At 69.3% G+C, this 24,223-nt stretch carries 17 protein-coding genes; 7 read left to right on the forward strand and 10 right to left on the reverse strand.

From position 1 onward, the window contains the following. Nucleotides 1-22 precede the first annotated feature (22 nt). From JO379_RS22015 to JO379_RS22035, 5 genes are all read right to left on the reverse strand, one after another. On the reverse strand, nucleotides 23-2,005 hold the full coding sequence (locus JO379_RS22015) for a TPM domain-containing protein (protein ID WP_307842102.1): 1,983 nt from the start codon (nucleotides 2,003-2,005) through the stop codon (nucleotides 23-25). Between the two features lie 113 nt (nucleotides 2,006-2,118). Then, nucleotides 2,119-2,889, reverse strand: coding sequence for a succinate dehydrogenase/fumarate reductase iron-sulfur subunit (locus tag JO379_RS22020; RefSeq protein WP_209516552.1), 771 nt, complete (start codon nucleotides 2,887-2,889; stop codon nucleotides 2,119-2,121). Beyond that, a complete protein-coding gene (locus JO379_RS22025) occupies nucleotides 2,890-4,830 on the reverse strand; it encodes a fumarate reductase/succinate dehydrogenase flavoprotein subunit (protein WP_130879691.1) in 1,941 nt (646 codons plus the stop codon). It lies immediately after the preceding gene. A gap of 16 nt (nucleotides 4,831-4,846) precedes the next feature. Continuing rightward, nucleotides 4,847-5,701 carry a succinate dehydrogenase subunit SdhC gene (gene sdhC / locus JO379_RS22030; protein WP_130879692.1) on the reverse strand — a complete coding sequence of 285 codons (855 nt, stop codon included), beginning with the start codon at nucleotides 5,699-5,701 and terminating at the stop codon, nucleotides 4,847-4,849. Nucleotides 5,702-5,764: 63 nt separating this feature from the next. Beyond that, nucleotides 5,765-6,052 (reverse strand): Rv0250c family protein, encoded by a 288-nt coding sequence (locus JO379_RS22035; protein ID WP_130879693.1) that lies wholly within the window; start codon nucleotides 6,050-6,052, stop codon nucleotides 5,765-5,767. A gap of 305 nt (nucleotides 6,053-6,357) precedes the next feature. Between JO379_RS22035 and JO379_RS22040 the strand changes: the two genes are divergently transcribed. From JO379_RS22040 to JO379_RS22070, 7 genes are all read left to right on the forward strand, one after another. Next, on the forward strand, nucleotides 6,358-8,313 hold the full coding sequence (locus JO379_RS22040; protein ID WP_130879694.1) for an ABC transporter family substrate-binding protein: 1,956 nt from the start codon (nucleotides 6,358-6,360) through the stop codon (nucleotides 8,311-8,313). 172 nt (nucleotides 8,314-8,485) lie between these two features. Beyond that, nucleotides 8,486-10,390 (forward strand): translational GTPase TypA, encoded by a 1,905-nt coding sequence (gene typA / locus JO379_RS22045; RefSeq protein WP_130879695.1) that lies wholly within the window; start codon nucleotides 8,486-8,488, stop codon nucleotides 10,388-10,390. 455 nt (nucleotides 10,391-10,845) lie between these two features. Next, nucleotides 10,846-12,483 carry a peptide ABC transporter substrate-binding protein gene (locus JO379_RS22050; protein WP_130879696.1) on the forward strand — a complete coding sequence of 546 codons (1,638 nt, stop codon included), beginning with the start codon at nucleotides 10,846-10,848 and terminating at the stop codon, nucleotides 12,481-12,483. A gap of 137 nt (nucleotides 12,484-12,620) precedes the next feature. After that, complete coding sequence (locus JO379_RS22055; RefSeq protein WP_130879697.1) at nucleotides 12,621-13,547, forward strand: ABC transporter permease; 927 nt, start codon at nucleotides 12,621-12,623, stop codon at nucleotides 13,545-13,547. Continuing rightward, nucleotides 13,540-14,499 carry an ABC transporter permease gene (locus JO379_RS22060; RefSeq protein WP_209516555.1) on the forward strand — a complete coding sequence of 320 codons (960 nt, stop codon included), beginning with the start codon at nucleotides 13,540-13,542 and terminating at the stop codon, nucleotides 14,497-14,499. Before JO379_RS22055 ends, JO379_RS22060 begins: the two co-directional genes overlap by 8 nt. Before the next feature lie 13 nt (nucleotides 14,500-14,512). After that, the gene (locus JO379_RS22065; protein WP_209516558.1) at nucleotides 14,513-15,571 is read left to right on the forward strand and encodes an ABC transporter ATP-binding protein; all 1,059 of its coding nucleotides are present in this window, start codon (nucleotides 14,513-14,515) and stop codon (nucleotides 15,569-15,571) included. Continuing rightward, entirely contained in the window at nucleotides 15,564-16,763 is a 1,200-nt protein-coding gene (locus tag JO379_RS22070) for an ABC transporter ATP-binding protein (protein WP_242626233.1), read from the forward strand. Before JO379_RS22065 ends, JO379_RS22070 begins: the two co-directional genes overlap by 8 nt. 113 nt (nucleotides 16,764-16,876) lie before the next feature. Here JO379_RS22070 and JO379_RS22075 read toward each other — a convergent pair whose 3' ends face one another. From JO379_RS22075 to JO379_RS22095, 5 genes are all read right to left on the reverse strand, one after another. After that, complete coding sequence (locus JO379_RS22075; protein ID WP_209518806.1) at nucleotides 16,877-18,262, reverse strand: DUF6177 family protein; 1,386 nt, start codon at nucleotides 18,260-18,262, stop codon at nucleotides 16,877-16,879. Between the two features lie 281 nt (nucleotides 18,263-18,543). After that, nucleotides 18,544-19,398, reverse strand: a complete 855-nt coding sequence (locus tag JO379_RS22080; RefSeq protein WP_307842103.1) for an immunity 49 family protein — start codon at nucleotides 19,396-19,398, stop codon at nucleotides 18,544-18,546. 12 nt (nucleotides 19,399-19,410) lie between these two features. Next, a complete protein-coding gene (locus JO379_RS22085) occupies nucleotides 19,411-22,107 on the reverse strand; it encodes a hypothetical protein (protein ID WP_209516560.1) in 2,697 nt (898 codons plus the stop codon). After that, a complete protein-coding gene (locus JO379_RS22090; RefSeq protein WP_209516563.1) occupies nucleotides 22,104-22,478 on the reverse strand; it encodes a DUF6507 family protein in 375 nt (124 codons plus the stop codon). Before JO379_RS22090 ends, JO379_RS22085 begins: the two co-directional genes overlap by 4 nt. 178 nt (nucleotides 22,479-22,656) lie before the next feature. Beyond that, entirely contained in the window at nucleotides 22,657-24,186 is a 1,530-nt protein-coding gene (locus JO379_RS22095) for an alpha/beta hydrolase (protein ID WP_209516565.1), read from the reverse strand. Nucleotides 24,187-24,223 lie beyond the last annotated feature (37 nt).

Genomic DNA, 24,223 nt, shown 5'->3' on the forward strand with positions numbered 1-24,223 from the left:
AGCAACCGCCCCGCGCGCCGTCTCAGCCCGCCAGCCGTCCCCGTGTCGCCCCGCCGCCGAAGGACGCGGGGAGGAGGCCCGCGAGGATGATGCCGCCGAGGAGGGCCCCGCCCAGGGCGCGGGTGGGGCGCGGGGTCGCCGGATCGTAGGGGGTGCCGTAGCTGCCGACGTCGTGTTCGGCCAGGGCCCGTGCCTGGCGGGCCAGGGAGTCGGCCTCCCCCGTCTCGCGCAGGGCGGCGGCCCCGTCCGTTCCGGCCAGGGAATCGGCCAGGGACAGATGGCGCTCGGCCTCGGCCAGCCGGGTGCGGGCGCGGCTGCCGATCGCGCCCCGGTGGGTGCTGATGAAGTCCCGTGCCGCCGCCACTTCGCCCCGCGTGGCGGGCATCGCCCGCGCGAGCCGTGCCCGTCGGCGCTGCTCGCTGCGGCCCGGCGGCATGCCGGAGGCCGCGTCGAGCAGCGCCGCCGACTCCTCGACCCGGCGCAGCAGGGTCCCCGGGTCGTAGCGGCCGGTCGCCATCTCCCGTTCCGCTTCGGCCAGCACCTCGGTGGCCCGTGCGGTCTGCAGGTCGAGGTCACCCGCGGGGACGGGGGCGGCCTTGGCGTCGGCCAGGGCGGCGTGCAGCCGTGCGGTCGCGCCGGTGAGCTCGTTGGCCCGGCGCAGCACGGCGGTGGCGAGGGTGCGGGCCTGGGACAGGGCGGCCTCGGCGGCCCGCAGGGAGATGGCCGCCCGGTCGCCGTCCCGGTCGGCCAGGGCGTCGCGGGCCTCGGTGAGGGCGGCGGTGGCGAAGGCGAGGCGGTCACGGGCCTCGGCGGGGTGGCGGGCGACGGTGTCGATCGCACGGTCGGCGCAGCGGTCGGCGAGGGCGGCGAGCGCGGCCTCGGCGGCGTCGAGGCGGGGGGTGAGGGCCGTGGCGGCGGCCTCGGCCCGGGCGAGTATCCCGGCGCCGTTGACCTTGATGTCGCGCAGCCGGTCGAAGGAGTCGGACTCGGCGTCGAGGCGGCGGTTGGCGCTGGTGCAGCGGGAGCAGATCTCGTCCAGCGCGTGGCGGCGGATCTCCTCCTCCTCGTACGGGTTGTCGTCCAGCCACTGCCGCAGCCGGAAGGCGTCGGCCAGCTCGCTCCGCGCGTAGGCCACGGCCTCGGCGAACGGGCGGGTCACCGCGACCCCCAACTGGGCCCTGGCGAAGAGGAGTTCCTCGGCGCTGGTGCGGACCGCGTCGTCCGTCCCGACGAGGTTCCGGGCGGCCTCCGCATCCAGCTCCGGCAGCGGCGTCAGCGGTTGGGCCATTCGGGCGAGGCCGGGCGGGGTGCTCGTGGCGAGGGTCGGTGGCCGCCGGGCGGCGCGGCGGCGGGCCGCGCGCCGGGAGCAGACGTACAGGCCGGCCAGGCAGATCCCGGCGGCCAGGACCGTCGGCAGCCACACCCGGTGGTTGCCGGGGACGAGGCCGCCGCCGGGGTCGCTGCTGCCGGGGACGATGACGGGCGCCCGTACCCGTTCCCCGCGCAGCACGGCACGGTAGCCGTCCGCGGCGCCGATGGCGGCGCCCGCCCAGTCGTGGCCCTTGACGGCGGGAGCGATGGCGGTGTCGGCGACCTCGGAGAGCTGGTCCTGGCGGAAGCCGGAGTCCGTGGCGGCCGAGACGGCGTAGCGGCGCACATGGGTGCCGACGGCGAGCAGTACGTCGCGCGGGCCGAGGCCGTTGCGGTCGGCGGTGGCGTCCGCCCAGTCGTGGCCGTCGCGGCCGGAGAAGTCGCGTACGTAGGTCACGTACAGCCGCATCCGGTGCTCGGCGTGCAGCCGGCCCAGAGCCGCTTCGACCTGGTGGCGGCGCTGGCCGAGGGCGCCGACGGTGTCGGTGATCCGCCCGGGGGAGTCCAGGTCGAGAGGGGTGTCGGCGCGTGCGGACGCCATCGGCGGGAGCAGCAGGACGCACAGCGCGAGGAGGGCACCGACGACGGCCCAGCCTGCCGCCCTCGGCCCGTCCCGCCTCGAAAGCTGCGTCACATTTCGGAGCGTATGGCCGTATCGTCCGGCCCGCTACCGGGAGGTCCGGGCCGTCCACGCACCGTGGCGGGGCCGCCGAGCGGGGCGGGTGCCGCCCCGCTCGCGCGGCTCCCTCAGGCCTCGCGCCGGCGGATCTTGTTCCCGAGCCAGACCAGCGGATCGTACTTGCGGTCCACCGCGCGCTCCTTCAGCGGGATCAGCGCATTGTCGGTGATCTTGATGTGCTCGGGGCAGACCTCCGTGCAGCACTTGGTGATGTTGCAGTAGCCGAGCCCGTGCTCGTCCTGCGCCGTCCGCTTGCGGTCGAGGCCCGCCTCCGCCGCCGCGTCCAGCGGGTGCATGTCCAGCTCGGCGACGCGCATCAGGAAGCGCGGCCCGGCGAAGGCGGTCTTGTTCTCCTCGTGGTCACGCACCACGTGACACGTGTCCTGGCACAGGAAGCACTCGATGCACTTGCGGAACTCCTGTGAGCGGTTCACGTCCTCCTGCCGCATCCGGTACTCGCCCGGCGCCAGCTTCGCCGGCGGGACGAACGACGGGATCTCCCGCGCCTTGGCGTAGTTGAAGGACACGTCCGTGACCAGGTCCCGCACCACCGGGAACGCCCGCAGCGGGGTGACCGTGATCGTCTCCGTCCGGTCGAAGACCGACATCCGCGTCATGCACAGCAGCCGCGGCCTGCCGTTGATCTCGGCGCTGCAGGAACCGCACTTGCCCGCCTTGCAGTTCCAGCGCACGGCCAGGTCCGGGGCCTGGGTGGCCTGGATGCGGTGGATGATGTCCAGGACGACCTCGCCGTCATTGACCTCCACCGTGAAGTCGGCCGGTCCGCCGCCCTCCGCGTCGCCCCGCCACACCTTGAAGTGGGCCTTGTACGAGCTCACTCAGGTCAGCTCCTCGTCCGTCAGGTACTTCGCCAACTCGTCCTTCTCGAACAGCCCGAGCAGATCCGGGCGGATGGGCCGGGTCTCCCGGCGCTCCAGCCGGATCCGGCCGAGCGCCGGCTCACCGGCCACCGGGTCGCCGGACAGCCGGCACACGAGATTGACCCGGCGCCAGCGCCGCTCCATGTCCGGGTAGTCGTCGCGGGTGTGCCCGCCACGGCTCTCCCGGCGCTCCAGGGCCGCCCGCGCCACGCACTCGCTGACCAGCAGCATGTTCCGCAGATCGATGGCCAGGTGCCAGCCGGGGTTGAACTGCCGGTGCCCCTCGACCCCGGCGCGCCCGGCCCGGTCCCGCAGCTGCGCCAGCTTCTCCAGCGCCTGCCGCATCTCGGCCTCCCGCCGGATGATGCCGACGAGGTCGTTCATCGTCTGCTGGAGCTCCTGGTGCAGGGTGTACGGATTCTCCGGCGGGCGGCCCGGCTCGGTGCCCGGCGGGGAGCCCTCCGCGCTGAACGGGCGCAGCGCCTCCGCCTCCGCGAGGTCGATGTCCAACCCGCCGGGTGCGGGGCGGTCCGCACTCGCGTGTCCGGTGGCGTACTCCGCCGCGTGCAGTCCCGCCCGGCGGCCGAAGACCAGCAGGTCGGAGAGGGAATTCCCGCCGAGCCGGTTGGAGCCGTGCATACCGCCCGCGACCTCGCCCGCCGCGAACAGCCCCGGGACGCCGACGGCGGCCGTGGTGTCCGGATCGACGTCGACGCCGCCCATCACGTAGTGGCAGGTGGGGCCGACCTCCATGGGCTCGGCCGTGATGTCCACGTCCGCCAGCTCCTTGAACTGGTGGTGCATGGAGGGCAGCTTGCGCTTGATGACCTCGGCCGGCAGCCGGGTCGACACGTCCAGGAACACCCCGCCGTGCGGTGACCCCCGCCCGGCCTTGACCTCGGAGTTGATCGCGCGGGCCACCTCGTCACGGGGCAGCAGCTCGGGGGGCCGGCGGTTGTTCGCCTGGTCCTCGTACCAGCGGTCGCCCTCCTCCTCGGACTGGGCGTACTTCTCCTTGAAGACGTCCGGCACGTAGTCGAACATGAAGCGCTTGCCGTCGCTGTTGCGCAGCACGCCGCCGTCGCCGCGGACCGATTCGGTGACCAGGATGCCCTTCACCGACGGCGGCCAGACCATCCCGGTGGGGTGGAACTGCACGAACTCCATGTTGACCAGCGACGCCCCGGCGAGCAGCGCCAGCGCGTGCCCGTCGCCGGTGTACTCCCAGGAGTTGGACGTCACCTTGAAGGACTTGCCGATGCCGCCGGTGGCCAGGACCACCGAGGGCGCCTCCATGACGAAGAAGCGTCCGGACTCCCGCTCGTAGCCGAAGACCCCCGAGACCCGTTCGCCGCCCTCCTCCTTCAGCACCCGGGTGACCGTGCACTCCTGGAAGACCTTCAGCCGCGCCTCGTGATCGCCGAACTCCCGCTCGTCCTCCTGCTGGAGCGAGACGATCTTCTGCTGGAGGGTGCGGATCAGCTCCAGGCCCGTGCGGTCGCCGACGTGCGCGAGCCGGGGGAACTCATGGCCGCCGAAGTTGCGCTGGGAGATCCGCCCGTCGGGCGTGCGGTCGAAGAGCGCGCCCCAGGTCTCGAGCTCCCAGACCCGGTCGGGGGCCTCCTGCGCGTGCAGCTCCGCCATCCGCCACTGATTGAGGAACTTCCCGCCGCGCATCGTGTCGCGGAAGTGGACCTGCCAGTTGTCACCCGCGTTGACGTTGCCCATGCTGGCGGCGATGCCGCCCTCGGCCATCACCGTATGGGCCTTGCCGAACAGCGATTTGCAGATGACGGCCGTCCGCGCGCCCTGCTCGCGGGCCTCGATCGCCGCGCGCAGGCCGGCGCCGCCCGCGCCGACCACGACGACGTCCCAGGACTGCCGGTCGACTTGCGTCATCAGATGTGTCCCTCTCCTAGAAGAAGCGCGGATCGTCGAAGGCGCCCGTGGCGAGCAGATAGACGTAGAAGTCGGCCACCGCCACGCTGATCAGGGATGCCCAGGCGAGCAGCGCGTGCCGTGCGTTGAGCTTCGAGACCCAGCCCCACAGGCGGTAGCGGACGGGGTGCTTGGAGAAGTGCTTGAGCCGGCCGCCGACGATGTGCCGGCAGGAGTGGCAGGAGAGGGTGTACGCCCAGATCAGCGCGACGTTGACGAGCAGGATCAGGGTGCCCAGGCCCATGTGGCCCCAGGCGTAGTGCTCGTCACGGAAGCCGAGCACGGTGTCGTAGGTGAGGATCCCGGCGACCAGCACCGCGAAGTAGAAGAAGTAGCGGTGGACGTTCTGGAGGATCAGCGGCAGCCGGGTCTCGCCGCTGTACGTCCGGTGCGGCTCGGCGACGGCGCAGGCGGGGGGTGAGGCCCAGAAGCCCCGGTAGTACGCCTTGCGGTAGTAGTAGCAGGTCAGCCGGAAGCCGAGGGGGAAGATCAGGATCAGCAGGGCGGGGGACAGGCCCCACCACGCGCCGAAGACCTCCCAGTTGGGGCCGCCGCGCATGGGCACGCAGTTCTCCGCCAGACAGGGCGAGTAGAACGGCGAGACGTAGGGCGCCGCGTAGTAGTCGGTGTCGGCGAAGGCGCGCCAGGTGGAGTAGACGATGAAGGCGAACAGCCCGGCGGCCGTGCCGGCGGGCGCCAGCCACCAGCGGTCACGGCGCAGATGGGGGGCCGGGATCGCGGCGCGCGAGGGATGGTGGACGCCGCCGCGCCCGCGGTCACCGTCGGTGACGGCGGGGGCCGCGTTGGTTTCGGGCTCGGTACCAGTGGCCAAGGGGGACTCCGGGGAGGAGCGAGGGGTGGTCGGTGCCTTCCGTGCCGGGATGGACCGCGGCCGTCAGGGCGCGCGCCGGTCGCGGGCCCCGAGACCTTCGTCGTCCTCGGCGTCCGACCACAGCGAGCGGTCGTACGGGGTGTCGGGGATCGTGACCTTCTCCGGGGCCGGCCGCTCGGCCGGCCGGGTGCCGCGCAGCAGCGCGAAGCTCTCCCGTAGATGGCTCGCGTCGGTGCGTACCCGGCGCATGTCCAGGCCGCCCGGGTCCAGGTCCTTCTCCAGCATCCCGAGCGAGCGGTCGAGATCGTCCAATGAGCGCTGAACGGCCGTCAAGTCGTCATTCAAGGACATGCTTTGCCCTCACTTCCACGGTCGGCGGTCGGCTGTTGCGGGTGGAGACGCTGATGCGACTGAGAGTGTCGCGCGTCACAGCCCTCCAGGGGAAGATAGCCGCCCCGATCGGCCCTTCGCGGGACCATTCGCCGTGCGGCCGCCCTTCGCCGAGCCGTTCGACCAGGCGAGTGGCGTGTCCGCCGACGGCGCCGTGTCGGCCCGGCTTCCCGCGGACCGTCGCCTTCAGTGGTGGGCAGTAGATGCGATCAGCGGCGCATTACGCCGAATGAACGATCCCGGCCCCGTCCGGCGGAGGTATCACCATGGCCCCCCTCTCGACCCGCCCCCGGTCCCGTCCCCGCCGCTCCGTCGTTCTGCTCGCGGGCATGCTGCTCCCGCTGCCCGTCCTCGGCGGCTGCGGCGCGGGGGACCGGGACGACGACCGGGCGGGAGCGCCGCGGGACATCGCCGCGCTCCCGCCCGCCCAGACCGCCGGCAGCGGCACGCTGAACTGGGCCGTGGACGCCCTGCCCGGCACCTTGAACACCTTCCAGGCCGACGCGGACGACGCCACCCAGCGGGTCGCGGGGGCCGTGCTGCCCGCCCTGTTCACCATGGACGAGCGGGGGCGCCCGCAGCGCGACGGGGACTTCCTGAGGTCGGCGGAGGTCATCCAGCGCGAGCCCCGGCAGGTCGTCGTCTACAAGCTCAACCCGCACGCGGTGTGGAGCGACGGGCGGGCGATCGGCGCCCCGGACTTCGAGGCGCAGTGGAAGGCCCTGCGCGGCCAGGACAGCGCGTACTGGACGGCCCGCAACGCGGGCTACGACCGGATCGACCGGGTCGAGCGGGGCGCGGACGCCCACGAGGTCAAGGTCACCTTCGCCAAGCCCTACGCCGACTGGCCCGCGCTCTTCACCCCCCTCTACCCCAAGAGCGTCATGGGCAACGGCAACGCCTTCAACGACGGCGCCCGCAATGATCTGAAGATCGTCGCGGGCCCCTTCAAGGTGGGCGCGCGGGACAACAAGGAGGGCACGCTCACCCTCGAACGCAATCCGAAGTGGTGGGGCGACCGGGCCCGGCTGGACAAGCTCGTCCTGCGGGCCGTGCCGCGCGGGGAGCGGGCCGACGCGCTCGCCAAGGGCCTGCTCGACCTGGCCGACATCACCCCGGCGGACGCCGCCCGGATCGCCCTGGCCAACAAACCGCCGAAGAAGGACACGGCGGCGTCCAAGGGCAAGCCCGCCCTGGACGACCAGCCCCGGGACGCCGCGACCGCCGGGCTGCGCAAGGTGACCGTCCGCAAGTCCCTGGAGCCCGCCTACACCCAGCTCGCGCTCAACGGCTCCACCGGCCCGCTCGCCGACGAGCGGGTGCGCAAGGCGGTGGCCCGGGCGATCGACCGCAAGGCGCTGGCCGAGCAGGTGCTGGGCCCCCTGGGGCTGCCCGCCGAGCCGCTCGGCAGCCATGTGCTGCTGGCCGGCCAGGACGGCTACGAGGACAACAGCGACGCCATCGGCGGCAAGGACCACCGGGCGTCCCGGGCGCTGCTGGCCGACGCGGGCTGGCGGGAGAAGGGGGCGGGGCGCGGCACGAAGGCGTCCGGCACCCCGGCCGACGCGGCCGGTAAGGACGGGGCGGGGAAGGACGCGGCCGGTAAGGACACGGCCGGTAAGAAGGAGGACCCGAAGAGCGACCGGGACGGCGGCAAGGCGGCCCCCGCGCCCCCGGCCCGGATCAAGGACGGCAAGAAGCTCACCCTGCGCTTCATGGTGCCGGACGGCGCCGGGACCGAGCCGCTGCACGGCGTCGCCGACGGCATCGCCCGGCAGCTGGCCGCCGTCGGCGTCGACACGAAGATCTCCAAGGTCGACGGCGGCAGCTACTTCAAGGACCACATCGCGGCCGGCGACTACGACCTGGCCCTCTACTCCTGGCCCGCCTCCGCCTTCCCGGCCACCGACGCCCGCCCGGTCTTCGCCAAGCCGCAGCCCGCCGCCGACGGCTCGCTGCTGGTGGAGCAGAACTACACCCGGGTCGGCACGGACCAGATCGACCAGCTCTTCGACCAGGCCTCCACCGAGCTGGACGCCGACGCCTCCCGTGATCTGATCGCCCGCGCCGACGCCCGGATCTGGGCCGCGGCCGGGTCGATCCCCCTCTTCCAGCGCCCCGAGCTGACGGGGGTCCGCAAGACGGTGGTCAACGCGGGTGCCTTCGGGCTCGCCACTCCCCGGTACCAGGACCTCGGTTTCCGGGCACAAGCGGCTGGGTAGATACCTTCTTTCCCCGAGTAACCCCAGGTCAGAGGTGCTGCGAGCGGGCTGGGGAGGCTGTACTCGGCTCGGCCCCGTACCATGGAGAGTGGCCGTGGCGTGTTCTGCCCGGCGGGCTCGCGTACCGGACCGTACGCGACGCCATCCTCAACCCGGGAGAAGCGCCGCAAGTATGCCCACCCGCCACGACATTCGTAACGTCGCCATCGTCGCCCACGTCGACCACGGCAAGACGACCATCGTCGACGCCATGCTCAAGCAGGCCGGCGCCTTCGCCGCGCACGCCGCCGAGTCCCTCGACGACCGCATGATGGACAGCAACGACCTGGAGCGTGAGAAGGGCATCACGATCCTGGCCAAGAACACGGCGGTCAAGTACCACCCGAAGGACGGTGGCGACCCGATCACGATCAACATCATCGACACCCCCGGCCACGCCGACTTCGGTGGCGAGGTCGAGCGTGGTCTGTCGATGGTGGACGCGGTCGTGCTGCTGGTCGACGCCTCCGAGGGCCCGCTGCCGCAGACCCGCTTCGTGCTGCGCAAGGCGCTGTCCAAGCGGCTGCCCGTCATCCTGTGCATCAACAAGACGGACCGTCCGGACTCCCGCATCGACGAGGTCGTCAACGAGACGTACGACCTCTTCCTCGACCTGGACGCCGACGAGGACCAGATCGAGTTCCCGATCGTCTACGCCTGCGGCCGTGACGGCATCGCCTCGCTGACCAAGCCGGAGGACGGCACCGTCCCCGCCGACAGCGAGAACCTGGAGCCGTTCTTCTCCACCATCCTGGAGCACGTCCCGGCCCCGACGTACGAGGACGACGCGCCGCTCCAGGCCCACGTCACCAACCTCGACGCCGACAACTTCCTCGGCCGTATCGCGCTGCTCCGCGTCGAGCAGGGCGAGCTGCGCAAGGGCCAGACCGTCGCGTGGATCAAGCGTGACGGCACGGTCTCCAACGTCCGCATCACCGAGCTGATGATGACCGAGGCCCTCACCCGCAAGCCCGCCGAGGTGGCCGGCCCGGGTGACATCTGCGCCGTCGCCGGTATCCCCGACATCATGATCGGCGAGACCCTGGCCGACCCGGAGAACCCGATCGCGCTGCCGCTGATCACGGTCGACGAGCCGGCGATCTCCATGACCATCGGCACCAACACCTCGCCGCTGGTCGGCCGCGGCGGCACGGGCAAGGGCGCGGACGCCAAGTCCGCGGTCAAGGACCGCAAGGTCACCGCCCGCCAGGTCAAGGACCGTCTGGACCGCGAGCTGATCGGTAACGTCTCGCTGCGCGTCCTGGACACCGAGCGCCCCGACGCCTGGGAGGTGCAGGGCCGCGGTGAGCTGGCGCTGGCCATCCTGGTCGAGCAGATGCGCCGCGAGGGCTTCGAGATGACCATCGGCAAGCCGCAGGTCGTCACCAAGCAGGTCGACGGCAAGACCTACGAGCCCGTCGAGCGCCTCACGGTCGACGTGCCCGAGGAGCACATGGGCGCGGTCACGCAGCTCATGGGCACCCGCAAGGGCCGCATGGACAACATGTCCAACCACGGCTCCGGCTGGGTCCGCATGGAGTTCGTCGTCCCGTCCCGTGGCCTCATCGGCTTCCGTACGGAGTTCCTGACGAACACCCGCGGCACCGGTATCGCCCACTCCATCCACGAGGGCCACGAGCCGTGGTTCGGCGAGCTGAAGACCCGTAACAACGGCTCCCTGGTCGCCGACCGCGCCGGCGCCGTCACCGCCTTCGCGATGACGAACCTCCAGGAGCGCGGTGTGCTCTTCACCGACCCGGGCACCGAGGTGTACGAGGGCATGATCGTCGGCGAGAACTCGCGCGCCGACGACATGGACGTCAACATCACCAAGGAGAAGAAGCTCACCAACATGCGCTCCTCCTCCGCCGACTCCTTCGAGGCGATCGTCCCGCCGCGCAAGCTGTCGCTGGAGCAGTCCCTGGAGTTCTGCCGCGACGACGAGTGCGTCGAGGTGACCCCGGAGGCGGTCCGCATCCGCAAGGTCGTCCTGGACCAGAAGGAGCGCGGCCGCACGGCTTCGCGCGCCAAGCGCTGACGCTTTGTGAACCACGCCCGGTCCGCCGGGTGACCTGGAGGCCCGGGGCCCCGCTACTCGTAGCGGTGGCCCCGGGCCTCTGGCATGCTCGGGGCCGGTTGGCAACGGATTATCCGTCAGGTTTACCCCTCGGGACGTCCGGTGAGCGGACGGGAAAATCCGTAACTCGTGTTAACAGTCCGTTTCGCGTGTGTCTGTCTGTGATCACTTTGTCCGGATTTAAAGCCTCCGGAGGTGATCGATGTGACCAAAGCGAGACCCTTTAAGTGTGGTTTACAAGGCGGACCTACTTAATAGTTGGGTTCACTGAGCTCGGGTCAACGGGTCACGCGCTGTGGGGAGCGCCGACTCACGAGCACACTCGGGGTGCCGGTTCCGTCTCCGCTGTCAGGGGTGTCAGCGTGGGGCCGGTGCCTCTCTTGTAGTGATAAGTGGACTCCTGAGGAGGCATTCCCATGCGCGGTGCCAAGAGCGCCAAGTGGGTCACGGGCGCGATAGTCGTGGCCATGGCTGCGACCGCCTGCGGCGGCGACAAGAGCGACAGCGGAAGCGGTCTGACCGATGGCAAGGTCGACCCCAACGGCACGCTGGTCGTTCAGACCAGTGAGCCGCAGAACCCGCTGCAGCCCGCCAACGCCAAGGAGAGCCAGGGCCACCGCGTCCTGAAGAGCCTCTTCTCCGGCCTGGTGACCTACGAACCCGGCACCGGCAAGATCAAGAACATCAACGCCGAGTCCGTCACCTCCTCGGACGCCAAGCACTGGACCGTCAAGCTCAAGCCGGGCTGGAAGTTCCACAACGGTGAGCCCGTGACCGCCAAGTCCTACGTGGACTCCTGGAACTGGTCGGCCAACACCAAGAACAACCAGATCAACTCGCAGTGGTTCTCCGACATCGAGGGCTACGACGACGTCCACCCGGCCGAGGGTGACCCGAAGTCCGACAAGATGTCGGGCCTGAAGGTCGTCAGCGACACCGAGTTCACCATCGCGCTCAAGTCGAAGGTCTCGTACTTCAACTACAAGCTCGGTTACTCGGTCTGGTACCCGCTGCCCGACGCGTTCTTCAAGAACCCCAAGGAGTACGGCCAGAAGCCCGTCGGCAACGGCCCGTACAAGTTCGAGTCCTGGGACCACAACGACAAGATCGTCGTGAAGCGCTTCGACGGCTACCAGGGCCCGGACAAGGCGAAGAACGGCGGCATCACCTTCAAGAACTACACGACCGCCGACGCCGCCTACAACGACCTGCGGTCGAACAACCTCGACTGGATCGAGCAGATCCCCGACACGTCGCTGACCAACTACAAGCAGGACCTCGGCGACCGGGCGATCACCAACGAGTACTCGGCGATCCAGGACGTCGCGTTCGCCTTCTACACCGACCAGTGGAAGAGCATCGACCCGAAGGTCCTCACCGGCCTGTCGATGGCGATCGACCGCGACACCATCACCAAGACCACGCTGCACGGCTCCCGCGTCCCGGCGACCAGCTTCGTCGCCAAGGGTGTCATCGGCTACCAGGCCAACTCCTGTGGCGAGGCCTGCACGTTCAACCCCGAGAAGGCCAAGCAGTACATCAAGGACGGCGGCGGCGTCCCCGGCAACAAGATCTCCATCCAGTACAACGCCGACCAGCCGCACAAGACCTGGGTCGACGCGGTGTGCAACAGCATCCGCAAGTCCACCGGTATCGAGTGCGTCGGCGACTCCAAGCCGAACTTCAAGGCCGACCTCGACCAGCGTGAGAAGAAGCAGGTCAAGTCGATGTACCGGTCCGGCTGGGTGCTGGACTACCCGGTCAACGCCAACTTCCTGCGTGACCTCTACGGCTCCAAGGCCGACGGCAACCAGGGCGCCTACGAGAACAAGGAGTTCGACGAGCTGGCCGCCAAGGCCGACCAGGCGAACACCCTCGACGAGACCGTGAAGCTCTACCAGGAGGCCGAGAAGACCCTGGCCAAGAAGCTCCCGGTGATCCCGCTCTGGTACTACGCGACCAACGCCGGTCAGTCCACGAAGGTCTACGGCAAGATGCCGTACGGCCAGGACGGTGACCCCATCCTCACCGACGTTCAGGTGAAGCAGAAGTAACCCAGGGACAACCGTTGAGGCCGGTGCCGCCGCATACGTCGGCGGCACCGGCGCACCCGCGAGCGTTAGCGCCATCCTCCTCCACCCGCAGGGGCACATGCGTCCGACGCCGCGGATGCGACTGACATGGAGGCGACATGGGGCGCTACGTCGCGAGGCGACTGCTCCAGATGATCCCGGTGTTCATCGGGACCACTCTGCTGATCTTTCTCATGGTGCATGTGCTGCCCGGCGACCCGATCAAGGCGCTGTGGGGCGACAAGGCGGCGGACCCCGCCCAGGTCGCGGTGCTGCGCCATAAGTTCGGGCTCGACCTGCCCTTGTGGCAGCAGTACACCAATTACATGGCCGACCTCTTCCAGGGGAAGTTCGGCGAGACCTTCGGCGGCCGTCAGGTCTCCGACCTCATGGCCGAGTCCTTCCCGGTCACGATCCGGCTGGCACTCGTCGCGTTCGTCATCGAGGTGGTCCTCGGCATCACCCTCGGCGTCTTCGCCGGGCTCAAGGCCGGCAAGGCCGTCGACACCGCCGTACTGATCTTCACCCTGCTGGTGATCTCGGTGCCGGTCTTCGTCCTCGGCTACATCTTCCAGACGGTCTTCGCGACCGAACTCGGGTGGGTGACACCGAGCGTCCAGGACTCCGAGGACTTCACCCAACTGATCCTCCCGGGTGCCGTGCTGGGCTCACTGTCGCTCGCCTACGTGGCGCGGCTGACCCGCACCACCATCAGCGAGAACGTCCGCTCCGACTACATGCGCACCGCGCTCGCCAAGGGCCTGCCCCGGCGGCGCATCGTGGGTGTGCACCTGCTGCGCAACTCGCTGATCCCCGTCGTCACCTTCCTCGGTACGGACATCGGCGCCCTCATGGGCGGCGCGATCGTCACCGAGGGCATCTTCAATGTGCAGGGCATCGGCCAGCAGCTGTACCGGGCGGTCAGCCAGGGCGAGGGCACGACCACCGTCGGGATCGTCACCGTCCTGGTCATCGTCTTCCTGTTCACCAGCCTGATCGTCGACCTGCTCTACGCGGTCCTGGACCCGAGGATCCGGTATGCCTGACGTGACCAAGACCCCGGCCGCCTCCGACACCGTCCTCACCTCGGACGAGACGGTCGCGGCGAACGTGCCCGCGGTGCCCTCCACCGGGAAGCCGCGCAGCCTGTGGAGCGACGCCTGGCAGCAGCTGCGCCGCAATCCGCTCTTCGTCATCTCCGCGCTGCTGATCGTGCTGCTGCTGGTGATGGCGATCGCCCCCACGCTGTTCACCAGCGTGGACCCGCGCAGCGGCGACCTGACGAACCACTTCATGTCCAAGCCGGAGTGGGGCCACGTCTTCTCGCCCGAGTGGTTCGGCTACGACAAGCAGGGCCGCAGTATCTACGCGCGTGTCATCTACGGCGCCCGCGCCTCGATCAGCGTCGGTGTGCTCGTCACCATCGCGGTCACGGTCCTCGGCGGACTGATCGGCATGCTCGCCGGTTACTACGGCGGCTGGATCGACTCGGTGCTGTCCCGCTTCACCGACATCTTCTTCGGCATCCCCTTCTTCCTCGGTGCCATGGTCATCCTGACCTCGTTCACCGACCGGGAGCTGTGGGTGGTGGCCGGGTCCATGGCCTTCCTCGGCTGGACGCAGATCGCCCGCGTCATGCGCGGTTCGGTGATCACCACCAAGCAGTCCGACTATGTGACGGCCGCTCGCGCGCTCGGCGCGGGCACCGGGCGGATCCTGTTCCGGCACATCCTGCCGAACGCGATCGCCCCCGTCATCGTCGTCGCCACGATCGCCCTGGGCGGCTACATCGCCGCCGAGGCCACGCTGTCGTACCTCGGTCTCGGCCTCGCCGACCCGACGATCTCGTGGGGCATCGACATCTCGGACGCCAAGGACGCACTGCGGGACGCCCCGCACGTCATGTTCTTCCCCGCCGGCATGCTCTGCCTCACGGTGCTCGCGTTCATCATGCTCGGCGACGCGGTGCGCGACGCCCTCGACCCCAAGCTGCGCTGAGGGAGGCGTAACCGTGACCACTCTTGAGAAGACCGCGAACGTCCCCGAACCCCGTTCGGCCGACGACGCGAGCACACCGCTGCTCGAAGTCCGCGACCTGCACGTGGAGTTCCACACCCGCGAGGGTGTCGCCAAGGCGGTCAACGGTGTGAACTACACCGTCGACGCCGGCGAGACCCTGGCCGTGCTCGGCGAGTCCGGCTCGGGCAAGTCCGTGACCGCACAGGCGATCATGGGCATCCTCGACATGCCGCCCGGCAAGATCCCGCAGGGCCAGATCCTCTACCGCGGCCAGGACATGCTCACCATGTCGGGCGAGGAGCGGCGGCAGATCCGCGGCCGGAAGATCGCCATGATCTTCCAGGACGCGCTGTCCTCGCTCAACCCCGTCCTGAGCGTCGGCTACCAGCTCGGCGAGATGTACCGGGTGCACCAGGGCCTGTCCAAGAAGGACGCCAAGGCCAAGGCCATCGAGCTGATGGACCGCGTGCGCATCCCGGCCGCGAAGGAGCGGGTGGGCGACTATCCGCACCAGTTCTCGGGCGGTATGCGTCAGCGCATCATGATCGCGATGGCGCTGGCCCTGGAGCCGGACCTGATCATCGCGGACGAGCCGACGACGGCCCTGGACGTGACGGTGCAGGCGCAGGTCATGGATCTGCTCGCGGAGCTCCAGCGCGAGTTCAACATGGGCCTGATCCTCATCACCCACGACCTCGGTGTCGTCGCGGACGTCGCCGACAAGATCGCGGTGATGTACGCGGGCCGGATCGTCGAGACCGCGCCGGTCCACGAGCTGTACAAGCGCCCCGCGCACCCGTACACCCGTGGCCTGCTGGACTCGATCCCGCGCCTGGACCAGAAGGGCCAGGAGCTCTTCGCGATCAAGGGCCTGCCGCCCAACCTGACGCGGATCCCCGCCGGTTGTGCCTTCAACCCGCGCTGCGTCAAGGCGCAGGACGTCTGCCGCACCGACGTCCCGCAGCTGCACCAGGTCGCGGAGCCGGACGGCGCGGCGATGCCGGGCCGCGGCAGCGCGTGCCACTTCTGGAAGGAGACGATCCATGGCTGAGTCCACCGGCGGGTCCGGCAACAAGCCCGGCGGAGTGTCCGGCGGGAATTCCGGCGGGAAGGGCGAGGCCGTGGCCGACGCGACGCCGAACGTCACCGAGGTCGTGCACACCGACGCCAGCACCACCGCCGAGGTCGAGGCCGTCCTCGACGCCCCGGTCGAGCGCGGCGAGCCGATCCTCCAGGTCCGCAACCTCGTCAAGCACTTCCCGCTGACGCAGGGCATCCTCTTCCGCCGGCAGGTCGGCGCGGTCAAGGCGGTCGACGGGATCTCCTTCGACCTCTACCAGGGCGAGACGCTCGGCATCGTCGGCGAGTCCGGCTGTGGCAAGTCCACGGTCGCCAAGCTGCTGATGACGCTGGAGACGGCCACGTCGGGCGAGGTCTTCTACAAGGGCCAGGACATCACCAAGCTGTCCGGCCGCGCCCTGAAGGCCGTGCGCCGCAACATCCAGATGGTCTTCCAGGACCCGTACACCTCGCTCAACCCCCGCATGACGGTCGGCGACATCATCGGGGAGCCCTACGAGATCCACCCCGAGGTGGCCCCGAAGGGCGACCGCCGGCGGAAGGTCCAGGAACTCCTGGACGTCGTCGGTCTGAACCCGGAGTACATCAACCGCTACCCGCACCAGTTCTCCGGCGGCCAGCGCCAGCGCATCGGCATCGCGCGCGGCCTGGCCCTCAACCCGGAGATCATCATCTGCGACGAGCCCGTCTCGGCGCTGGACGTCTCGGTGCAGGCACAGGTCATCAACCTGATGGGGAAGCTCCAGGACGAGTTCAACCTCTCCTATGTCTTCATCGCGCACGACCTGTCCATCGTGCGGCACATCTCCGACCGGGTCGGCGTGATGTACCTCGGCAAGATGGCCGAGATCGGCACGGACACGGAGATCTACGAGCACCCGACGCACCCCTACACCCAGGCGCTGCTGTCGGCCGTCCCGGTCCCCGACCCCGACGCCCGCCAGCACCGGGAGCGGATCATCCTGACCGGCGACGTGCCCTCCCCGGCGAACCCGCCGTCGGGCTGCCGCTTCCGCACCCGCTGCTGGAAGGCCGAGGACCGCTGCGCGGAGGAGACCCCGCTGCTGGCGATCCCCGAGGTCTTCGTGGGCAAGCAGACTCCGGCGGCGCATGAATCCGCGTGCCACTTCGCGGAGGAGAAGCAGGTGGTGGGCGCGGCGTAGTCGCTCGCGCTCGGCGTTTGGCTCGGCGCTCGGCCGGGGCGGGGGCTCTTCCGGATGTCATGTCCGGGGGAGCCCCCGCTTTGTCGTTGCGCGGGGGCGCCCGGGCGCCCTCGTCAGTTCGCCGGGTCGACCTGGAGGTGGGTGCCGAGCTGTTGGAGGACGGTCCAGGCCTGAGCGTCGGTGCCGTCACCGAGCGGGTAGTACAGGGCGGGCCGGGCCGTCGGGCCGAGGGGTACGGGCCGGAGCTCGACGGGCGGGCGGCGGGCGTGGTCGAGGCCGATGGTGTGGACGTCGTCGGCGCCGAGGGTGAACGAGACGGGAATGGGCGGTGCCTCGAAGTGCGGCGGGACGGCGAGGTCCCGGCGGGCCCGGCGCAGCGTGACGAGCATGGAGGTGAGGCCGTGCTCGGCGGCGAGGGCCCTGGCGAGAGGCTCGATCGCGTCGAGGGGCGGGGCCTCGTCCTCGCCGTAGCCGAGTGTGAGGGTGATGTCCTCCGCGACGCCGTCGGGGGTGCGGGTGACGCGGTGGGTGGCGATGGCGGGGCGGTCGGGATGCCCGACGGCCAGCAGATGGGTGGGCTCGGGCGCACGGCCCCGGGCGAGGTCCGTCAACTGCCCGGTGGACCACCGGAGGTTGACGGGCTCGGCGGTTCCCCACCCGGCGGGCGCGGCCCCGGTGAGCGCGGCCCAGGCGGCTTCCAGGGAACGGCCGAGCACGAGGCTGTCGTCGGGCCGGTGCGTGACGCGGAACGCGACGCCGAGCTGTCGCTCGGTGGCGGGGGCGTTCTCGGTGAAGACCTTGGCCGCGGACCGCTCCCCGGCTTCGTCGACGACGGGGGTGAAGGTGCCGTGCTGCCAGTGCAGGACGGCACCGGAGAGCCCGTCGTAGTAACCGCACTCGGGATCCTGCACGACCCAGCGGTTGGGAGCCCCGGCCAGAGCGGTACGCAGGGGCAGGCTGAGCCGCACGTGGGCCGGGGTGACGATGTGCAGCGCGAGCCCGGCGTCGGTGACCTTCCGCAGGATCGCGGACAGCCAGGCCGTCAGCGCGAGAACGGGCCGGTCGGCCAGGACCACGGCGGTGGAGTCGGTGAGGACGTCCACGGTGAGGGCGTCGTCGTCACCGGTGGCGGCGACGGCTTCCGCGGCGGTGGCCGTCCTGACGACGTCGGTGGTGGCGGCCTCGGCGGGCCACACGCTCCCACCGAGCAGCGCGGTGAGCCGCCCGGCGACGGACCCGGCCAGCGGCCCCGCCTCCGGCACGGCGGTGGAGGCCCGCACCTCGGACCACCAGTACGGCACGGGGGGTGCCTTGACCTCACCCCCGAGCAGCCGCTCGGCCTCGCCGGCCACGTGCACGAGCAGCGGCGCCTCCAGCGAGACGAGCGGCCGGCCGTCCGCGGTGTGCAACTGGATGACGGCACCGTCGTGCCCGCTACTGGCCTGGAGTTCGGGCCCACCCGCGTAGAGCCCGGCCAACACGGCCCAGGAGTCGGGCATGTTGGGGGTGAGGGCTATGACGTCTTTCAAGTTTCGTCCAATTGTGCGCGAATGAGTAGCAGGGGTCTCTGAGCTGCGGGCCGTGTATGCAACCGTTTGGTGAAGGCTGCAGCTGCTCCTGCGCCCTACAAGGCCGTTCAGGCCCGCGCCTTGCCAGGTGATGCGCCTTGTTGGAAATCTTTCAGGGCCACGAGACGAGGCAGCGCGACGCTGTCTCGCCGGCTCCCGGCCAGTTCTTCGCTTCCCTCTCTGGTCGTATGGCGCTAGGCAGCCGACTGTCGCTATGTGGGGAACTCGCCGAGCCAATTCCGCTTGAGGAGGCAGTTAGGGAGATAGCCGGACTCAACCTCGATCGGGCGGCCGGCGTCGTATGCCAGACACGCGATGGCCAACGGGCCAAGCGCAAGCATGCCGCTGACGCTACGCTCTCGTTCCTCATCCGCAGTCCAGTAATCCCTGTGCAATTCGAGGGCCTCCACCAAGGTTCGGTTGAAGCCTTCGTGGTCTTGGCGCAGGAAGCGGTGGAAAAGGGCGATCGGTTGGTATAGGACCTTGTTCAGTAGGTCTCGGTCAGCAATCTGGGCGACGTCCGGATGAGAGGTATCGATCGCTATGGTGAGTTTTTCGACCAGCCCCGGATTTTCGAGCCAGTATGTTTGAAGCGAATCGACCCAGTGGTAGATGTACTCGTCGTATTCCCCCGCAGCGCGCAGGAGGTCGACGGGAATCTCACACAGTTGAGTCATGCGGTCCTGGTCGCGGCAGACGATAGCAAGCCAGAATGCGGTGAGCCAATTGCTCGCGTCACTGTAGAATTGGGGTCCGGTGGCAGGAATGGTCCGCAACTTGTGATCGATGCGGTACGTTGCAGCCCCTTCGGTTGCACTTGCCGAAGCGAACAGCGCAGATCCCACCTGCATGGCCGTCACCGTGGCTTCCCAGGTGTCGATGTACTGGGCGTCCGGGTCCAGGGCGCAACGGGTCCGCAGGTACGTCAGGCTGGAGTTTAGGGCCATGCCGAACATGCGCGGCGCCTGCTCGAGGTCGTCAATGGATTCCCTGACATCCTCCTGTAGAAATTCCACACTGGCCGGAGGGATCGCGGGGAAATTGTGACGACTTACGTGTGTGACCACCAGGCTCCTCGATTATTGGCCGATGTCGAATTTCTGTAGGATGTAGCCGTTGAATGTGTCGCCGTTGGGCTTCCCCTTGACCATGATGTATTCTACCTTGTTCGCCTTCAAGGCGCGACGCAAATCACGTGCGAGCCTAGCCTCGCTCTCGATAGTGGCTCCCCGTTCCTGCATTTTTGCTAGGATGTCCTCGAAGTATTCTCGGCTCCCCTGTTCCGCTCTCCGCTTGTCGGGTAGTCGGCGGCTGTTTATTGGGGTTGTCGAGCTGCTCTTTGCCTCGACCACGACGAATCTGCCGTCCGGACGTCTCCATACTTGATCGAACTGGTCGTTTCCGTTCTTGGGGCCGTGTAGCGTTTCTTTTGAATAGCCTGGGTAATGCTTGGCTATTACGCCGTGCTCCGCCACGGCCTCGCCAAATTTCTCGCTTTTATTCCCCATCTCGTTGTGGTGCAGCTTGTAGATCTTATCTGCCTCTTGTAGGGCATGCTTGGTATCCGAAGTCGGATTGCCGTCATGTGCCTTTTCGGCTGCCGCCAGTTCGTTTCTAGCGGCCGTGTCCAATTGAATGGCGTCATGGCGAGACTTGGCGGCATCGTCGAGTTTGGGGAGATTCTCGGGCGGGACCATTGATCTGGTCCCGGGGATGGCGTCCCCGAGCCGTTTCGGCGGAATAGGGGGTGGCGCGTCCGACTTGGGTATCCAGCGCACTCGGTTACCTTCAGTCCCAACCGATCTCCCCACTGCGGTCGGATCCTCCACCAGTTGCGGAGGGACCTTGCCGCTCTCGTCAGCGAGGTACTGGTCCTTCCGGTATCCGGTGTCTTTCCTGTAGTACTTCTCGTAGTACCCCGGCTCGTTGTTGGCGCGGTCGACCTGCTTGCGCATGATCTCGTGATCGGTCATTCCGGCGTACGGGTTGCTTCCGTCACCACGTCCACCGCTGGCCCTGTTATGCCCGTGGCCAGCCTCAGCCCCGCTGCCACCGCGATCTGGTCGACTGACATGCGTGCCGCTGTCGGCTGCACCGGCGGTTCCGTTGTCGGGGGCGTGACCCGCGTCGTGGGCACCGGGGCCGTTTGCGCGACCGCCTCCGCGTCCTTCACCCGCCCCGGGGCTCCCAGACCTTGTTGCATCCGTCCCGTTGTCGGCGGCATGGGAATGACCACCGCGGTCAGGCAGACCATTGCGCTCAGGGATGCCGCCGCGCCCCGACCTGGCAGGCGGTTCGTGGCTTGAGGTGTGGCCGCCGCTGCGGCCCACTGATGCGGCGCCATCGGATCCCGCATGTGCCCCGGCCATGGCAGGCTGCTGCCCGACCCGCTTCTGCTCGGGCGCGCGGGTGCGCTCGACCTCCGCAGCCCGCTCCGCCGCCGACCCCTCCTTCGGAACGGATTCCGCCGGCTGCTTCACCTTGCCGTGCTCGTCGAAGAGCTGCCCGGTCTTCGGGTTCAGGTAGACCGGGCGGCCCTTGTTGTCGACGAACTCCGCCACGTCCTTGGGCAGGCCCGCAGGCCGCTCCGCCAGCCTGGCCGTCGTGGCCTCGTCTGCAAGACGGAACGTTTCCCCCGCGACACGCAAAGACGCCCCGGGGTTCAACGTCTTCAGGCTCGACATCAGATCGCCGACCTTGACGAAGGTGAACTTCCCGGCCTTGCCGACGTACGTCATCGGGTCGATGAGCCGGCCCACCTTGCCCGCCGCGGCGAACGTCTTCGCCGCCGCTCCGCCCTTCGCGGCTGCCCCGGCGCCGCCGGTGATGGTGGTGAGGACGTTGAAGGTGACCCCGCCGGCCGCACGTGCGGGGTTCTTCCCCCACTGGTCGTAGGCGACGAACGCCTTACCGGCGCCCTTCATGGTGGTGCGGGAGTCACGGAACCAGCCCGGCAGCTGGTCGTCGGAGGCCATCCAGTAGGCACCCGACAGGGGCGTCATGGTGATGGCCACGCCCGTGGCCAGCTTGGCCAGTCCCGTCCATGCCTCACCGGCCTTGCCCCAGCCCTCGGAGCCGAACAGGGTCCCCACGCCCTTGGCGGTGCCGACGATCCCGTCCATGACGATGCCGTCCCACAGGAAGCTCTTGGCCTGGTGTCGCAGCCAAGCCAGGCCCGTGTACTCCCGCTCGGCCAGGCTTCCCCAGGGGGTCTCCTCGGCGCGGTCGAGGTCGCCGGCCTTGTAGCCGTACATGTTGGGCTTGTGGGAGCCGTCATCGGGAATCAGCGGCGTGCCGTTCGCGACGAGCGTGACGATTTTGTCGTGGCAGGCGCGCTCGGCGGCGTGGAAGGCGGCGACGGTGGCGTTGACGCTGTGCCAGAGCTCGTCGTTGCGGTCGGTCTTCTTCTTGTCCTTGCGCCAGTCGTCGTCGTTCTCGACGCTTGCGACGAAGGCGATGGCCTGTTCCTTGAGGCTCGCGAGCTTGGCCACCAACGGGCGCACTTCGCTCGCGTAGGCGTCCAGCGCGGAGGAGACCTTTTCCAGGTCGTCAGCGAACCCGTCGGACTTGGTCGCGACGGGGACGGTGGTGGCAAAGAGCTTGTCCGCTTCCGGGGCCTTGTAGCAGGCCGACAGACCCTGGAAGGAGGAGTGCACGCTCGCGCCGGAGTCCCGGAACAGCTTGGCGTTCGAGGCCAGGGACTTGGCCTCTTTCTCCAGCGTGCCTAACTCGCCGACGAACTGCGGTATGCCCGTCGGAATGATGAGGTCGCTCACTTCTTCCCCTGCCCGGGCATCCTGATGACGGGCTCCGTGAGCGCCGCATTGTGTGCGTTCGCCGCCATCTTCAAGTCACCCTCCATGTAGGCCTGAGCGGCCTCCCGGGCTCCGGTGAGAGACATGGTGGTGCGCTTCGCGATATAGGTCAGGTCCTTGCCCCATTTCGAGCCGAACTCGGCCAGCGCCGCGCCCACCGGGCCCTTCGGGGCGTTCCCGCAGTACATACCGCTGATCGTGCCGGCGGCGATCGCGGCGGCCGGCAGCGACTTCTGCACAGCCTGGCCTGCCTTCGACAACCCTTCAGCGGCCTTCCCGCACCTCGTGAGCACCGCGCCCACTTCGGACGGAACAATGTCCCAAGCCGTCATGAAATCCCCCAGATCCCCGTTCCCCGCACCAATGTGCACTCTTGCCACACAGCCCCCACTGAATGGCATCCATGTCTATCGAAAACATGTTGTATGTGCAAAGCGGTTACGTGCCATGTGGCGTGATGGGTGCACATGGGGCGAGCGAGTCCGTGACCAGGGGGAAAGGCGCCTCGGGTCAGGCGGCGGGCCGGCAGGTCATGTCCCGCGCGGGCAGGGCGCCCCGCACCAGGTAGTCGGCGACGGCCTGGTGCGCACAGGTCCCGGTACGGGAGCGGACGACGCCGTGAGCACGGGTCGGAACGGTCACCAGGACCGAGCCACGCATGGCCCGGTGCATGGCGAGACCCTCCTCATAGGTGGTGCGGGTGTCACCGGTCGCCTGGAGCTGGAGCGCGGGGACCTTGTTGTCGATCTCCGTCAGCCTCTCGCGGGGGCGCTCCTTCCAGAAGGCGCACGGCAGGGGCCCGTTGACGACCGGGCCGAAGACCGGCTGCTCGGCGCGGGAGCGTTCGACGGCCCGCCAGTACCAGTCGGGGTCGCGGGGCATGGCGGCATCGGCGCAGAGAATCGCGACCTGAGCGGAGAGGCCGGCGCTCCTCCCGGCGGTCCCCGGGCCGGACAGCTCCTTGACCATGTCGAGCAGGTACGGGTGGGGGGTGCCCGGCTTGCCGTCGGCGGCGTCGAGCAGGCTCCGTACGACCTCGGCGTACCGGGTGTTGTCCTGGGAGTCCGTGCCCAAGTCGAGGAGCAGGAAGGGCAGGTCGTGCCCGTCCAGCCGGTACGGGCCGACCTTGATCGGCTCGCCCAGGGCCCGCCGTGCGAGCCCTTCGACGGTGGCGCGGACGGCGGCGGGCGTGGCGCCGAGGCCGTACTGCGCGTGGCGGGCCGCGGCCCATGCGGCGAAGTCGTCCAGGGCCTTCTCGTTGGCGGGCCCCATGTCCTGAATCATGCCCATGCCGTACTTGGCCGGGTCCGGGGCGCTGTCCAGGACCAGACGGTCGACTCTCTCAGGGAACATCTGCGCGTAGGTGGAGCCGAGGGTCGTCCCGTACGACTGGCCGAACCACGAGGTCCGGCGCTCGCCGAGCGCGGCGCGGACGATGTCGACGTCGCGGGCGGTGTTGCGCGTCGAGTAGTGAGCCAGGGTGTCGGGGTACTTCTCGCCGCACTTACGGGCGTCCTGTCGCGCGAGCCGTACGCTCGCGTCGAATCCGGCCCGGTCGCTTCCGGACGAGCGGATCCAGGACGCCCGGGTCAGCCCGCAGTCCAACGGGCCGCTCTCGCCGACCCCACGGGCGTCCATACCGATGAGGTCGTAGGCCGCCGCCACCTCGGCGCCGAGCTGCTTCCGCAGGGTGGCCGGCATGGACAGGCCGGGACCGCCGGGGCCGCCCGGGTTGGTCAGGAGTATCCCGCGTCGCGCTTTGCCGTTGTCGTCGGCCTTGACGCGCGAGATCGCGATCTGTAACGTCCGCCCGCCCGGGGCGCGGTAGTCCAGCGGCACGGTGACCCGCGCGCACTCGGTCCCGCTCGCCGCCAGCTCCTCGTCCTGGCACGCGCCCCAGACGACCTTCTGCTCCTTGAACCGTTCCAACCCGTCCCGCTGCGCGGGAGCCGGTCCCTTGGGACCTGCGGCGAAGCCGGTCCCTGTGGCGGCGGTGGTGAGGGCGAGGGTGAAGGCGGTGAGTGCATTCCGTTTTCTCATGCCCCGACGCTAGGGAGCGGGGGCGCTCCCCGCTATG

The organism is Streptomyces syringium, from assembly GCF_017876625.1.
Classification (GTDB): Bacteria; Actinomycetota; Actinomycetes; order Streptomycetales; family Streptomycetaceae; genus Streptomyces; species Streptomyces syringius.